Source organism: Mesorhizobium sp. M1004, from assembly GCF_040318795.1.
In the GTDB taxonomy this organism is placed as follows: Bacteria; Pseudomonadota; Alphaproteobacteria; order Rhizobiales; family Rhizobiaceae; genus Mesorhizobium.
This window is the reverse complement of record NZ_JAMYNB010000001.1, coordinates 455,332-468,131: the sequence shown is the minus strand read 5'-3', so window position 1 is coordinate 468,131 and position 12,800 is coordinate 455,332. Positions and strand designations below refer to the sequence as shown.

15 protein-coding genes are annotated in these 12,800 nt (G+C 61.9%); 5 read left to right on the top strand and 10 right to left on the bottom strand.

Annotation, left to right across the window (positions count from 1 at the left end):
* Positions 1 to 45: 45 nt before the first annotated feature.
* The 6 genes from NKH54_RS02285 to NKH54_RS02260 all read right to left on the bottom strand — a co-directional run bounded on the left by NKH54_RS02285 (position 46) and on the right by NKH54_RS02260 (position 5,048).
* Positions 46 to 1,161: an ABC transporter ATP-binding protein gene (locus NKH54_RS02285; RefSeq protein ID WP_023686365.1), complete on the bottom strand. Its 1,116-nt coding sequence runs from the start codon at positions 1,159 to 1,161 to the stop codon at positions 46 to 48.
* Positions 1,158 to 1,955 (bottom strand): ABC transporter permease, encoded by a 798-nt coding sequence (locus NKH54_RS02280; protein ID WP_023695739.1) that lies wholly within the window; start codon positions 1,953 to 1,955, stop codon positions 1,158 to 1,160. The genes NKH54_RS02285 and NKH54_RS02280 overlap by 4 nt, the downstream gene beginning before the upstream one ends.
* A complete protein-coding gene (locus NKH54_RS02275) occupies positions 1,955 to 2,827 on the bottom strand; it encodes an ABC transporter permease (RefSeq protein WP_023691735.1) in 873 nt (290 codons plus the stop codon). Before NKH54_RS02275 ends, NKH54_RS02280 begins: the two co-directional genes overlap by 1 nt.
* Before the next feature lie 22 nt (positions 2,828 to 2,849).
* Positions 2,850 to 3,926 carry an extracellular solute-binding protein gene (locus NKH54_RS02270; RefSeq protein WP_023728389.1) on the bottom strand — a complete coding sequence of 359 codons (1,077 nt, stop codon included), beginning with the start codon at positions 3,924 to 3,926 and terminating at the stop codon, positions 2,850 to 2,852.
* 37 nt (positions 3,927 to 3,963) lie between these two features.
* Positions 3,964 to 4,617 carry a helix-turn-helix domain-containing protein gene (locus tag NKH54_RS02265; protein ID WP_027049833.1) on the bottom strand — a complete coding sequence of 218 codons (654 nt, stop codon included), beginning with the start codon at positions 4,615 to 4,617 and terminating at the stop codon, positions 3,964 to 3,966.
* A 71-nt stretch (positions 4,618 to 4,688) separates the two neighbouring features.
* Entirely contained in the window at positions 4,689 to 5,048 is a 360-nt protein-coding gene (locus tag NKH54_RS02260) for a hypothetical protein (protein ID WP_023695736.1), read from the bottom strand.
* 97 nt (positions 5,049 to 5,145) lie between these two features.
* Here NKH54_RS02260 and NKH54_RS02255 point away from each other — a divergent pair, with 97 nt between their 5' ends.
* Positions 5,146 to 5,460, top strand: a complete 315-nt coding sequence (locus tag NKH54_RS02255) for a hypothetical protein (RefSeq protein WP_155921527.1) — start codon at positions 5,146 to 5,148, stop codon at positions 5,458 to 5,460.
* Positions 5,461 to 5,499: 39 nt separating this feature from the next.
* On the opposite strand, the gene NKH54_RS02250 is transcribed toward NKH54_RS02255, so the two are convergent.
* Positions 5,500 to 5,799: a putative quinol monooxygenase gene (locus tag NKH54_RS02250; protein ID WP_023691739.1), complete on the bottom strand. Its 300-nt coding sequence runs from the start codon at positions 5,797 to 5,799 to the stop codon at positions 5,500 to 5,502.
* Positions 5,800 to 5,922: 123 nt separating this feature from the next.
* Between NKH54_RS02250 and flhA the strand changes: the two genes are divergently transcribed.
* From flhA to NKH54_RS02235, 3 genes are read left to right on the top strand one after another with little or no spacing between them, the layout of a single operon-like run.
* Complete coding sequence (gene flhA / locus NKH54_RS02245; RefSeq protein WP_023671908.1) at positions 5,923 to 8,010, top strand: flagellar biosynthesis protein FlhA; 2,088 nt, start codon at positions 5,923 to 5,925, stop codon at positions 8,008 to 8,010.
* On the top strand, positions 8,007 to 8,759 hold the full coding sequence (gene fliR / locus NKH54_RS02240; protein WP_023691740.1) for a flagellar biosynthetic protein FliR: 753 nt from the start codon (positions 8,007 to 8,009) through the stop codon (positions 8,757 to 8,759). The genes flhA and fliR overlap by 4 nt, the downstream gene beginning before the upstream one ends.
* Position 8,760: 1 nt before the next feature.
* Complete coding sequence (locus tag NKH54_RS02235) at positions 8,761 to 9,144, top strand: hypothetical protein (RefSeq protein ID WP_023695734.1); 384 nt, start codon at positions 8,761 to 8,763, stop codon at positions 9,142 to 9,144.
* A 142-nt stretch (positions 9,145 to 9,286) separates the two neighbouring features.
* Here the strand turns inward: NKH54_RS02235 and NKH54_RS02230 are convergent, their stop codons facing one another.
* Positions 9,287 to 10,051: a Stf0 family sulfotransferase gene (locus NKH54_RS02230; RefSeq protein WP_023695733.1), complete on the bottom strand. Its 765-nt coding sequence runs from the start codon at positions 10,049 to 10,051 to the stop codon at positions 9,287 to 9,289.
* 231 nt (positions 10,052 to 10,282) lie between these two features.
* Here NKH54_RS02230 and NKH54_RS02225 point away from each other — a divergent pair, with 231 nt between their 5' ends.
* Entirely contained in the window at positions 10,283 to 11,242 is a 960-nt protein-coding gene (locus NKH54_RS02225; protein ID WP_050485800.1) for a glycosyltransferase family 2 protein, read from the top strand.
* Here the strand turns inward: NKH54_RS02225 and NKH54_RS02220 are convergent.
* Both NKH54_RS02220 and NKH54_RS02215 read right to left on the bottom strand, forming a co-directional pair.
* The gene (locus tag NKH54_RS02220; protein WP_027049831.1) at positions 11,172 to 11,849 is read right to left on the bottom strand and encodes a polysaccharide deacetylase family protein; all 678 of its coding nucleotides are present in this window, start codon (positions 11,847 to 11,849) and stop codon (positions 11,172 to 11,174) included. The two genes, NKH54_RS02225 and NKH54_RS02220, sit on opposite strands and share 71 nt — an antisense overlap.
* An 80-nt stretch (positions 11,850 to 11,929) precedes the next feature.
* Positions 11,930 to 12,763 (bottom strand): glycosyltransferase family 4 protein, encoded by an 834-nt coding sequence (locus NKH54_RS02215; RefSeq protein WP_353027652.1) that lies wholly within the window; start codon positions 12,761 to 12,763, stop codon positions 11,930 to 11,932.
* Between the last annotated feature and the right edge of the window lie 37 nt (positions 12,764 to 12,800).

Sequence of the window (12,800 nt, the reverse complement as noted above, 5' to 3'; positions counted from 1 at the left end):
GACTTTCAGATGGGATCAGGCCAGATGGGATCAGGCCAGATGGAATCAGGTGAGTGTGGTGTCGGCGCTTGCGTCGTCCGCGAGCAGCTTGGCATCGCTGCCGTCGAAGCAGAGCTCGACCTTGTCGCCGAGGCCAAAACTCTCGCCGGTCAGTGGTGAGCGCACGATCGCGGCCGAGCCGTCGGCGAGCTTAACTTCGTATTTCGATTCCGAGCCGAGATAGATGGCTTCCGCGATCGTCCCCGACAGGCGGTTGGCGCCATTGGCAGCACTTTGGCCGGCTCTTCGGATCGCGAGCTTTTCGGGACGCAGCAGCATCACCGGACTGGCTTCTCCCGACAGCTTACGCGGTACCGTCACCGTCTCGCCGGCGATGCTCAGCGCGGTGCTGTTGCCATCGCTGCGCGCCTTGCCGCGCAGCACGGTGGAATCGCCGATGAAGCGGCCGACGAACAGCGTTGCCGGCTCGTCATAGAGCTGGCGGCCGGTGCCGACCTGCTCGATGCGCCCGCGGTTGAACACGGCGATGCGGTCCGACAGCACCAGCGCCTCTTCCTGATCGTGCGTGACATAGACGAAGGTGGTGCCGAGTTCGCGATGGATGCGCTTGATCTCGAGCTGAAGCCATTCGCGCAGCTTCTTGTCGAGCGCGCCGAGCGGCTCGTCCATCAGGAGCAGCGGCGGGTCGAAGACGATGGCGCGTGCCAACGCCACGCGCTGCTGCTGGCCGCCCGACAATTCGCTGGGATAGCGATGCGCGAAATCGCCCATCTTGACCATGTCGAGCGCCCTTGCCACGCGTGTCTGCCTCGTCGCCTGGTCGACGCCGCGAAGCGTCAGCGGATAGGCGACGTTGCGGCCGACGCTCATATGCGGGAACAGCGCGTAATGCTGGAAGACGACGCCGATGTTGCGCTTGTGCGCCGGCACGCCGACGACGCTTTTTTCCCCGACCAGAAGCTTGCCGCTGGTGACATCGGTGAAACCGGCAATCACGTTGAGCGTCGTCGTCTTGCCCGAGCCGCTGGGGCCGAGCAGCGTCATGAACTCGCCGGGCTCGATGCGCAGCGACACGCCGTCCAGCGCCTTGAAGCCGCCATAGGCCTTGCTGATCGCTTCGAGATCGATCGCCGCGCCCTTGCTTGTCGGCTTCGGATTCATTGGCGTCCTTTCCGCTCGCGGCCAAGAAGGAGCATGCCGCCGCCGATCAGGATCGTGGTCGCGAAAAGCAGGATCGTGCCGACAGCCGCCACCGTCGGATCGGCGTCGCGCGTGATCGAGGCAAAAATCTGCACCGGCAATGTCTTGAGATAGGGGTTCGTGATGAACAGCGACACGACAATCTCGTCGAACGAGGTGGCGAAAGCGAACAGCAGGCCTGAGAGCACGCCCGGCGCGATCAGCGGCAGCGTCACCGTGCGAAACGTGGTCAGTGCGCCGGCGCCCAGGCTCGCGGCGGCTGTCTCCAGCCGGCGGTCGAACACTTCGAGACTGGCCGAGACCGCGATCAGCACGAAGGGCAGCGCAAGGATGGTGTGGGCCAGCACGAAGCCGAGCAGCGTGCCGACGAGCTGCGTGTCGAGATAGACGGCATAGATGCCGATCGCCAGCACCACGCCCGGCACCACCATCGGCGTCAGCATCAGCATACGCAAAAGGTTCGCCGGCCGCGCCTTCATGCGGTCGAGGCCGAAGGCGGCAAGCGTGCCGAGCACCGTTGCCAGGACGGCAACGATGGAGGCGACTTTCAGCGAGTTCAGGAAGCTGTTCGACCAGTCCGGATTGGTGGCGAAATTCTGGTACCACTGCCAGGAAAAGCCTTGCGGCGGAAACGCCAGCGATTTGTTTTCGTTGAACGACATCGGCACCACGACCAGCGTCGGCGCCACCAGCCATATCGCCACCAGCAGGCAGACGAGCCCGAGAAGAACGCGGGTGAGCGGCTTCATCTCCATCAGCGCCGCCCCGCTTCCCGATGACTGGACCGCATCACAGGTGCTGCCAGCGCCAGCAGCACGAAGGTGGTGACCAGCAGAACGACGCCCATGGCGCCGCCCCTGCCCCATTGCAGCAGGCTGAGCACCTGCGTCTGCACCAGCGTCGACAGCATGGTCGAGCGCGGGCCGCCGAGCAAAGCAGGCGTGATGTAGAAGCCGAGCGACAGGATGAAGACGATGATCGCGCCGGCATAGACGCCGGGCAGCGACAGCGGCAGATAGACGGTGAAGAACGCGCGCGACGGCCGCGCACCGAGGCTTTGCGCCGCACGCATCAGCCTGAGGTCGATGCCTTGCATCACGGAATAGAGCGGCAGGATCATGAACGGCAACAGCACCTGCGCCATGCCGATGACCACGCCGGTCTGGGTGCGGATCAGCTTGACGCCGCCGAACCCGACCGAGCGCAGCAACGAATTGATGACGCCCGAATCCTGCAGCAGGATCACCCATGACAACGTTCGCACCACACCACTCACCCAGAACGGGATCAGCACGCAAAGCACAAGCACCAGCCGGACGCGCGGCCCGACCGCGGTCATCAGATAGGCATAGGGATAGGCCGCGATGACGCAGACCAGCGTCACCCAGGCCGAAATGACGAAAGTCCGCTGCAGCACTGTCAGGTTGACCGGCGCGCCGAAGAACCAGGCATAGTTCTGCAGCCCCCACTCAGGTTCCGACAGGCTGCGCAGCACGATGGTGAGCAGCGGATACCCGATCACCGCGACGAGCAGGATGAGCGCCGGCGCCGTGAGCGCGAACGGCCGCCATGCCCGACCCGGCCGCGCATGGGCGGCGGGTTGGGCGATGGGTTCGGACGCGCTCACGGCCTGGCTCTCACTTGGCTGTTCAGTTGCCTGCCATCAGCGCCGACCACTTCTCCTGCGCCACCGGGAAGTTCTCGACCCAGAACTTGATGTTCTGCTTGTAACCCTGCTTCTGGCGCTCGGGCGTGTTGGTCAGGAAGGCGGCGACCGACGCATCGACCTTGGGCTGCGCGTCATTGTTGATCGGCGTATAGGAGGTCTGCTGCGCCAGGATCTCCTGCGCCCCCTTGCCGAGATAGGCATTGAGCAGCGCATAAGCCGCATCCGTATCCTTGACGCCGACCGGAATGGTCATCTGGTCCATCACCACCAGCCAGTCCTGCCAGGCCGGCGCATATTTGGCGCCGTTCTTCACCGCCGTCATGGCACGTCCGGTCCACATCATCAGCATGTCGGCTTCGCCAGATTCGGCAAGCTGCTGCGACTCAGCGCCGGTCTTCCAATAGATCGTGTCGGGACCGAGCTTGCGGATGACATCGATGGCCTTGTCGATGTCGGCCGCCGTCATCGCCTTCGGGTCGCCGCCAGACGCCTTCAACGCCTGCTCCAGCAGGCCGCCCGTCGGGTCGCCCGAACCGTCGAGCGCGCGCGTGCCGGGGAATTTTGCCGTGTCGAAGAAATCGGCCCAGTTCTTGGGCGGGTTATCCCCATACTTCTCCTTGTTGTACATCAGCACGACGCCGTAGTTCATGGCCGGCACCGAGCATTCGCCGACCTGGCCCTCGGGCACCTTGGAGACGTCAAGCTTGCTGAAATCAAGCTTCTGGAACAGCTTGCCGCAATAGACGTAAGGCGGCAGGTCGGCGGTGTCGACGACGTCCCAGGTGACGTTGCCGGATTCGACCTGCGCCTGCAGCTTGGCGATCTCTGTCGGCCCGTCATTGAGCAGCGTGGCGCCGGACTTTTCGACGAACTCCTTGAGCGCGGCGGCCTGGCCGTCCTGGTAGATGCCGCCATAGGAGACGAGCGTCAGCGTCTTGCCCTTGAGCGAGCCTTCCTTGACCTCACCCGCGACAGGCTTTTCCTGCGCGAACGCTGCGGTTGCCAGAACGCCGAGCGCCAGCACGGCGCCAAGGCCAAGATGTCTTGTTTTCAGCATGATTATTGTTCTCCCATTTGACCCGCATGGATTGAACCTACCTGGCTGCGAGCGGTTTCCAGGCCCTGTATTGATCGAGTTCGGCGCGCACCGAAGTCGGTGGCGCAATGATCCACATCACCTCGGCTCGGCCACTGCCGATGTTCTCTGAGCGATGTGCTGTCGATGTCGCGTATTCGATGCTGTCGCCCTCTTCCAGCACATGCCTGACATCGCCGAGCGAAACCTCGACGATGCCGCGCAGCACGACGAGCATCTCGTGCGCGTCGCCATGGGTGTAGAGCGCTGGGCCGGTCGAGCCGCCGATTTCGAACTCGCCGACATAGACTTCCATGTCGCTTAAAGGGGGACGCGAGAGCAGCATCTTGCGGCAGCCGTCGCTGGGCGGCAGGCTCGGCCGCTCGCTGCGCAGCAAGACCCCGCGCTGCCCGGCGGCACTATCCTCGAACAGCATCGCCACGCTCACCCCAAGCGCCGAGGCCATCTGGTTGAGCGAGGCGGTGCTGGCGCCGGTCAGGCCGCGCTCGAGCTGGCTGATGAAGCTGGCGCTGGTCCCGGTCAGCTCGGCGAGTTCGCGCAGGGAAAGCCGCCGGCCGAGACGCAGGCTCTTCAGCCGCTGGCCCAGCATCTGATGGGCATGCGTCGCCGTCGAGGCGACGCCATTCTTGACCGGAGCCTGGTCGGTGCTCATCCCGTCTTTTTCTCCCACTGAACAATTTGTACAGTGACACTGTACACGTGGCAAGCGCCGAGTAGGGACATTTAAGATGCCGGCCGAGGCCTAGTCTTCGCCCGACAGGTCCGCCGCGCCTTGTCGAGTTCCTCGGCGTAGCGCCGTATCAGATGGCCCTCGGTCAAAAGCCCGACAACGGCCCGGTTGTCGAAATTCTCGACCACCGCCAGTTCCTCCGCGACGGCGCGCTGGATGGTTTCGGCGGTGGACTGGACGTTCATGGTCGGCACCAGCACCGCATGCCGGAATTTAGCCGGCGCCAGCACCGGCGTCTCACCATCGAACGGATCGCTGTGCAGTTCGGCGACGATCAGCACGCCGACATAATGCCGGCTGCTTGCGGCGCCATTCTGGCGCTGAGGCGCAGTCAGGCTTGCCGCCCGCTTCAATTCCCCGCGAGCGTGTCGAGGTATATGAGCGATCGCTTACGCAATCGACGCAGCTGTGTTATTTTTGGCCGTCTCTATTTCCCTCAAGGAGGAGAAGATGAGTGCGCGGGGATTTTTTTCATTAGCTGTTGGCATGATTTTTTTGAGCTCGTCTGCGGTGAGCAATTCAAGCATGGATATGCCGGTTAGGTCTGTTGTGTCACACCCGATGTCTCTTTTTTTGGCGGGAGGCAATCCGGAAAACCAAAGCCGGCCGGCAAAGGAATTTATCCAGACTGCACAACAAGATGTTTGCTGTCCTGGCGGCTACCCTTGGTATCGCAATTCGACGAACACCTGCTACGGCAGCTATGAAGACTGCCACGATACCGATGGCGGCGGATGGTCCTGCAGACAGGTCAACGCCTGCTAGACTTTCTTGGGCCTACGCCTTCTTGACTCTGCCCGGTCCTCAGATCGGCTTCGGCTCGCCGGCCTCGTAGAGCATGAGGTTGCGCTCGCCTATGCCGAGCGATGCCCAGCTCGCCCGCCAATCGGCGATGTGAGGCGAGCGGAAATGCGCGTCGAGCGCGGCCCTGTCGCTCCACACCTCGATTACATGGATGAGCCCGGCGTCGAGCACGTCCTGCGCGTAGGAGTATTCGATGCAGCCGGGCTCCGCCCAGCTGCCCAGTATCATGCGCCGCATGGCCGGCCTTGCCTCGTCGAGCCGTTCCGCCGGCAAGCGAATGGTGCCGATGATCACCAGCATGATCTCTCTCCTCAAGGCCTCTGTCGTCCCGGCAACTAACCAGTCCTCCCACCCTCGCGCAAGCTTGACCGGTTAGGCTCGAAGGGCTGTCGCGTGCTCGGCAGGCTTGTGATTGGGGACGACATGGCGGTCAGCGAAAGCTTAGCGACAGGAACAGTGGCCAAGAACGGCCGCGATGTCTTCTTCGCCATCGGCATCGTCATCATCCTGGCCGTGCTATTCCTGCCGATCCCGGCCTTCCTCATCGACATCGGCCTCGCCTTCTCGATCGCACTGTCGGTGCTGATCCTGATGGTGGCGCTGTGGATCCAGCGGCCGCTCGATTTCTCGTCCTTCCCGACCGTGCTGCTGATCGCCACCATGCTACGGCTATCGCTCAACATCGCCACCACGCGCATGATCCTGTCGCACGGCAATGAGGGCACGCACGCCGCCGGCTATGTCATCGCCGGCTTCTCCAAACTTGTGATGGCCAGCGATTTCGTCATCGGCCTGATCGTCTTCATGATCCTGATTGTGGTCAACTTCATCGTCATCACCAAGGGCGCCACCCGTATTGCCGAAGTCGGCGCCCGCTTCACCCTCGACGCCATCCCCGGCAAGCAGATGTCGATCGACGCCGACCTGTCCGCCGGCATGATCGACGACAAGACAGCGCAATTGCGCCGCCGCGAGTTGGAAGAGGAATCCTCCTTCTTCGGCTCGATGGACGGTGCCTCGAAATTCGTGCGCGGCGATGCCATTGCCGGCCTCATCATCACCGCAATCAACATCGTCGGCGGCATCGCCATCGGCTACATCAGGCACGGCATGGGCATGGGCGAAGCCGCCGATGTCTTCATCAAACTGTCGGTCGGCGACGGCCTGGTCACCCAGATCCCGGCGCTGATCGTTTCGCTCGCCGCCGGCCTGCTTGTGTCCAAGGGCGGCACGCGCGGCTCGACCAACCAGGCGGTGTTCGGCCAGCTCGGCGCGCATCCGCGCGCGCTCTATGTCGCGGCCTCGCTGCTCGTCCTGCTCGGCCTGATGCCCGGCCTGCCGTTCTTCCCGTTCTTCACGCTGGCCGCCGGCATGGCCGGCCTTGGCTACGTCATCCCGATGCGCGCCAACCGAGAGGCTGCCGCCGCCGAAGCGATCAAGGATCTGGAGAAGGCGAACAAGGTCGAGGAAGAGAAGAACTCGGTCAAGGCTTCGCTGACCACCGCCGAGATCGAGCTTCTGATCGGCAAACAGCTGTCGACGCGGCTGCTGGTGTCGCATCAGGAACTGGTGTTCCGCATGGCCAAGATGCGCAAGAAATTTGCCACGCAATATGGCTTCGTCGTGCCGGAAGTGCGCGTCGCCGACGATTTCGGCATCCCGCCGAAAAGCTATCAGATCAAGGTCCACGGCACCGTCGTCGCCGAATACCAGATGCGCGTCGGCGAGATCATGGTGCTGCTCGGCAACCGGGATTTGCCCGACGTTCCCGGCGAGGAAATCCGCGAGCCGGCCTTCGGCATGCGCGCCTTCTCGGTGCTCGAAACCTTCGCCGAGGATCTGAAGCGCGAGAACTATACCTTTGCCGACAACATGTCGGTGCTGCTCACCCATTTGTCCGAGGTGATCCGCAACAACCTGCCGCAGCTTCTGTCCTACAAGGACATGAAGGCGCTGCTCGAGCGCCAGGATCCGGAATACCGCAAGCTCGCCGACGAGATCTGCACCTCGCACATCTCCTATCCCGGCCTGCAGGCGGTGCTGAAATTGCTGCTGGCCGAACGCGTATCGATCCGCAACCTGCATTTGATCATCGAGGCTATCGCCGAGATCGCGCCGCATGTGCGCCGCACCGAGCAGATCGTCGAGCATGTCCGCATCCGCATGGCCCAGCAGATCTGCGGCGATCTCTCCGAGGGCGGCATGCTCAAGGTGCTGCGCCTCGGCAACCGCTGGGACCTCGCCTTCCACCAGAGCCTCAAGCGCGACGCCAAGGGCGAGGTGCGCGAATTCGACATCGACCCGCGCCAGTTGGAGGAATTCGGCCAGGACGCGACCAAGGCGATCCGCAAGCATCTCGAGGCCGGCGAGCGTTTTGTCCTCGTCACCGCGCCCGATGCTCGCCCCTATGTGCGCATGATCATCGAGCGCCTGTTCACGACGCTTCCCGTTCTCTCCCATGTCGAAATCGCCAAGGGCGTCGAGATCAAGGTGCTCGGGACGATCTCGTGAACATACTGTCGCAAGGCGTCGTCATCGCCGCCTTCCTCGCCTTCTGTCGCATCGGCGCCTGCTTCATGCTGATGCCGGGCCTGTCCAGCGCCCGCGTGCCGGTCCAGGTCCGGCTGTTCGTGTCGATCGCCGCCACCGGTGGCCTGCTCGCCTTCCTGTGGGACAAGATCTTTCCCTTCGTCGATGCGCGTCCGCAGGTGCTGGCGCCGATGATCATCTCCGAACTTTTGGTCGGCGGGCTGATCGGCGCGATGACGAGGCTCTACATGGAGGCTCTGCGCTTCATGGGTTCGGCCATCGCCATGCTGATCGGCTATGGCGGCACCGGCGGCCCCGCCATCGAGGAGCCAGAACCGCAGGCGGCTCTCGCCGCCATCATCTCGTTTTCAGCGTTGCTGCTGCTCTTCGTCTTCGATTTCGACCACGAGATCATCCGCGCTCTGGTCGCCTCCTACACGGTGGCGCCGGTCAACGTCTTCTTCAATCCGCAGGCCGCCCTGGTCGATCTCACCGACACGGTGTCGGACGCCTTCTTCCTGGTCATCCGGCTCGGCAGCCCGTTCATCGCCTATGCCATCCTGGTCAATTTGACGATCGGCTTCGTCAACAAGCTGACGCCGCAGATTCCGGTCTACTTCATCTCACTGCCTTTCGTCATCGCCGGCGGCATGATCATCTTCTACTTCGCCATCGGCACCATGCTGTCGCTGTTCGTCGACGGCTTTGTCGATCTGACGCTGGCGAGGTGAGATGAGCACGCGCAAGGAACGGCTGAAGAAACTGGTCAAGGTGCAGGAGCAGTTGAAGGCCCTGCACGAGACGCGCCATGCGGCCTTCCTGGCGGCAGCGGCAACCGCCGAAACCGAGGCCAGGGAACTTGTCCAGCATTTCGACGCCGACCAGTCGATGGCGGTGCTGTTCCCTGACCTCTACCATCGCCGCATCGCCAATGCGCTAGTCCGGCAGGAAGCGAGCCTGGAAAGCGGCAGGCAGGAGGTCACGCTCATCGCCACTGCGACGGCGCGCACCAACATGGTCGAGCGCGCCTACAAGGACGTGCGCCGACAGGACGAACGCGAACGCTCCGACCGCGACCGGCTCGATCTGATCGCGCAGAGGCGAGGCGGCGAGTAGCTGCGTTCCAGTAAATGCAAGCTTTTCCGGCAGCCTGTCGACAGGCTGGCTTGCGCGCATTGCACGTTCCGCGGTTTGCCGCGATCTTAAACGCGTTTCAGCTTCGAGCGAGATGACCTCTGCAGCTGCGCAGCTCGATATCCTACGAATAGGCTTTGGTTAGTGGCCGCTTTTTGAAGAACCGCCGAAGATTGGACAACGTCCTTACAGCTGGTCTCTCCTCAAGCAGCAGATCAATAATCCCGTTGGCTGCGGCATCCGATCGAAAACGCTCTGCCCATTCTTCTGTCAGGCCATCGCGCTGGATCTGAATCGAAGAAGCCGGTCTCTCGGCTGGAGCTCCAACAGCCATATGCTCAGCGACCGCTTCCAAAAAAGGTGTCGGATCCTCAAACATCTCCTCATAGACGACATGCTTGTGGGGCAGCCCAAGCATGTCGAGATATTTCGACCAGAACGAGTACCCATCTTCAAGAGAAATGCAGGCTCGGGAGATCTCCGCGAAATCGTAGGCGGCTTTCGCTCCCGTTCCCCTTGCTCTGTTGGTCCATTGCCTGGAAACACTGGCGCGATAGTACGAAATGGCCTGCCGGAGCCGGTCTCGCCGTTCAAGGAAAATCAACCCGATTTCGTGCTTCTTCAGCGTTTCAAACAGAAAGTCTTTCTCAAACTTTTCTCGCGTCTCACGCAGATGGCCAGGGAACAGCTTGATGGCGAAACGCCCGTTTTCTGACGATCCGGCCTTGAGGACGGCGCTTTCCAACTCGTCATAGGAGCGGGCCACGAATTTGAGATGGTCTGGATCCAGCCATTCCCCGAAACACCCCATGGAACCTGTGGCGTTCGCCAGGCTTCCAAGCCATTCGGAGCCGCTTCTCGGTACGGTTAAAAGCGCAACGCCCTTCAAGAGTATCCCCTCCAACAGCAATGGGTTTATAACGGCGCTCCTCGCAGAACAAATCTCAATTTGCCGTTAGGCAAAGCCGAACGCCCGAAAAACAGTCGCCCGCCGGCGAGCAAAGCGAACCGGCGCGCTCCTGTTCACCGGAAAGTTGCCGCAAGAAGGCGCCCGCGCCAAACTGCGGCTTGACCCGAACCTGCAAATCGCAACTGCTGATGTCGGGTGGGGGGCATACGGATGAAGGACATTTCAGTGATCATCCCTGCACACAATGCAGGGCGTTCGATCGCTTCGACGATCCGGTCGCTGGCTTCGGAAGCCGACCTCATCGAGGAAATCCTGATCGTCGACGACGGATCGACGGACGGCACCGCTGAAATCGCCGAGCAGACCGGCCGGCAAAGCGGGCTTCCGGTGTTGGTCAAACGGGTGGCCCGATTTCAGGCGGGCGCCGCCCGCAATGTCGGCATAAAGATGGCCGTCTCGCCATGGCTCTACTTCATCGACGCCGACGACATCCATATGAAGGATGGGCTGCGCAACTTGCTGCGCAAGGGGACCGAGCATGGGAGCACCGGAATAGTGGTCGGCTCCTATATCAGGCGCACAGATGGCGTTGACCGGCTCATCGACGCGCCAGCCGGATATGGTCTATCAAAGCTCGAAAACGCAGGCAATTATCTCATCGACAAATGTGAGACGATCAATGTCGGCGCTGCCCTGATCAGAAGCCTGGCGATCGGCACAGTCCGCTTTCCCGAAGGCGTCGCCTACGAGGAGGACACACTGTTCTGGGCAAGGCTGTTGACCCAGGCCGGCGTCGACAAGATGCCCGACCCGGTGCTGACCTACCAGATATCGACAGAGCGGGCCGACAATCGGCTTTTGGTCCAGCCCGCTACGCAGTTTTTCATTTGGCGCAAGGCATTGCGCGAGCTTGGCACTGTTCGGATCGACGAGGATACATTGCGCAGGCGGGAAGCTCTTCTGGCCATCAAGATTGCCCGCGTCCATTACCTCCACGGCAGTTTCCGCACAGCCGAACGATTTCTCATGATCGCCAGGCCTTTGCCGAAGACCGCAAGGACGCAATGGCGGTTCTGGCGGTATCGGCTCAAGCTATGGCTCAATCGGTCGACGAGAACGCCTGAAGGGCCAGGTCGGTCGCACAAAGAGTCGCCGGATCTTCGAATGTAATCGGGCCGGCTTTCTTCAGGAACGTGATGAACAGGTCGAAATTCTCGGCGGTTGTGGGCAGGCTATCGTGGGTGAGGATAACGCAATCCCGCTTCGCTCGAACTTCGCGAAGCGCGCTCCTGATCCACCCCTTCGGCTGGCGGTGAGGATCCCAATCGTTTGGATCCACATCCCACAGAACGGTGCGATGCCCGAGTTCATCCGCAATCTCTGAAACGACCCGGCTCAAAGCCCCGAAAGGCGGACGAAAAATCTTCCCTCCCGGCGTGAATGCGGAAATCAGACTACCGGTGCTCTCGATCTCATGGCGAACTTCCGCTGGTTTAAGCTCGGTCAGACGGCGATGCGAAAACGTATGATTTCCGATCCGGTGTCCCGCATCGAAGACGCGCTGGACGATGGCCGGATGAGCGGCCACCTTTTCTCCAATCACGAAGAACGTAGCCTTGATCCGATGAAGGTCGAGCACCTTCAAAATCTGCTCGGTATGACCGGGCTCCGGACCATCGTCGAGCGTAAGCCAGACGCGCTTCGGCAATTTCCCGGCGTCACGCTTCCGGGCGTCAAACGGTGATGAGAAGCGTGGGATTTTCATCTTGCCGGCCATGCACCCCGAAATAGTCAGGCTTCTGTTCCAATGCCCAGCCGCTGAAAGCAACTGCCTCGGCTCGGCGCATGTGGCCGTGTCTACCAAAGCTCTCCGACAAACAGGCGCGCCGCTTCCTCGTGCCCATGGGATAAGGAAGGATCGCCGCCGAAAGCTTTGGCATGTGACGACCATGCTGCTTGCTGGCCCGGTGCTCGTGCCATGGCGATGGCTTCGACGAGCGCCCGAAAAGAGTACGCGCCGGCGATGACGACGCCGGCATCGGCCTTTTCGACCAAGGGAGCAAACCCGCACGTATCGGTGGTGATCACCGGAAGTGCATTGGCAAGGGCTTCGACGATGACCGTTCCCGTGGTTTCGATTCGGGCAGGATGAATGAGAAGATCCGCCGCAGCCATAACAGCCGGTATGTCGTCTCGGATTCCAATGATCTTTGTTCGGCCCCGGGCGTGTATTGTCACCTTCTGGATCAGGCGGCTGCCCATGCCGCTGACAGGCACGACGCCCACCACCACCCAGACCGAGTCGGGAAATGCCTCCAGCGCGGCCGCCACCCTGTCGAAGCCCTTTACCCAAGCCGAGGAGCCGATCGACAGCCATACCTTGCTGTTTGGCGCAATGCCCAATTCAGCCCGGATGCGTTCGCGCGTTCCGTCGGTGCGTAGATGCGGCATGCGCCTCGCCGGATCGAGATTGGGCGAAATGCGTCGAAACCGACTCTCCGGCGTTTTCCAGACGCTCTGATACTCATTTTGCTGGCGCTCGGTCAGCATGATGAGGCTGGTGCGCGAACTTGGCGAAAAGCAAGGCTGCTCCAGCCGCATCTGGGTTCGGTGGCGTGGTGAAAAAGGGCGCCACGCGCCTGTCTTGATCTTCGCGTAAGAGCGATCGCCGGAATAATAGATGTCGAGCATCGGAAGCTTGTTGAAACCGATGATCCGGTCAAACCCC

What these genes read in the sequence shown, in the direction of transcription:
- NKH54_RS02265 (WP_027049833.1), bottom strand. Translation starts at nt 4,617, where the DNA reads ATGAGCACCGACCAGGCTCCGGTCAAGAATGGCGTCGCCTCGACGGCG.
- NKH54_RS02215 (WP_353027652.1), bottom strand. Translation starts at nt 12,763, where the DNA reads ATGCTCGACATCTATTATTCCGGCGATCGCTCTTACGCGAAGATCAAG.
- NKH54_RS02255 (WP_155921527.1), top strand. Translation starts at nt 5,146, where the DNA reads ATGAGTGCGCGGGGATTTTTTTCATTAGCTGTTGGCATGATTTTTTTG.
- NKH54_RS02270 (WP_023728389.1), bottom strand. Translation starts at nt 3,926, where the DNA reads ATGCTGAAAACAAGACATCTTGGCCTTGGCGCCGTGCTGGCGCTCGGC.
- NKH54_RS02235 (WP_023695734.1), top strand. Translation starts at nt 8,761, where the DNA reads ATGAGCACGCGCAAGGAACGGCTGAAGAAACTGGTCAAGGTGCAGGAG.
- flhA (WP_023671908.1), top strand. Translation starts at nt 5,923, where the DNA reads ATGGCGGTCAGCGAAAGCTTAGCGACAGGAACAGTGGCCAAGAACGGC.
- NKH54_RS02220 (WP_027049831.1), bottom strand. Translation starts at nt 11,849, where the DNA reads ATGGCCGGCAAGATGAAAATCCCACGCTTCTCATCACCGTTTGACGCC.
- NKH54_RS02280 (WP_023695739.1), bottom strand. Translation starts at nt 1,955, where the DNA reads ATGGAGATGAAGCCGCTCACCCGCGTTCTTCTCGGGCTCGTCTGCCTG.
- NKH54_RS02285 (WP_023686365.1), bottom strand. Translation starts at nt 1,161, where the DNA reads ATGAATCCGAAGCCGACAAGCAAGGGCGCGGCGATCGATCTCGAAGCG.
- NKH54_RS02250 (WP_023691739.1), bottom strand. Translation starts at nt 5,799, where the DNA reads ATGCTGGTGATCATCGGCACCATTCGCTTGCCGGCGGAACGGCTCGAC.
- NKH54_RS02225 (WP_050485800.1), top strand. Translation starts at nt 10,283, where the DNA reads ATGAAGGACATTTCAGTGATCATCCCTGCACACAATGCAGGGCGTTCG.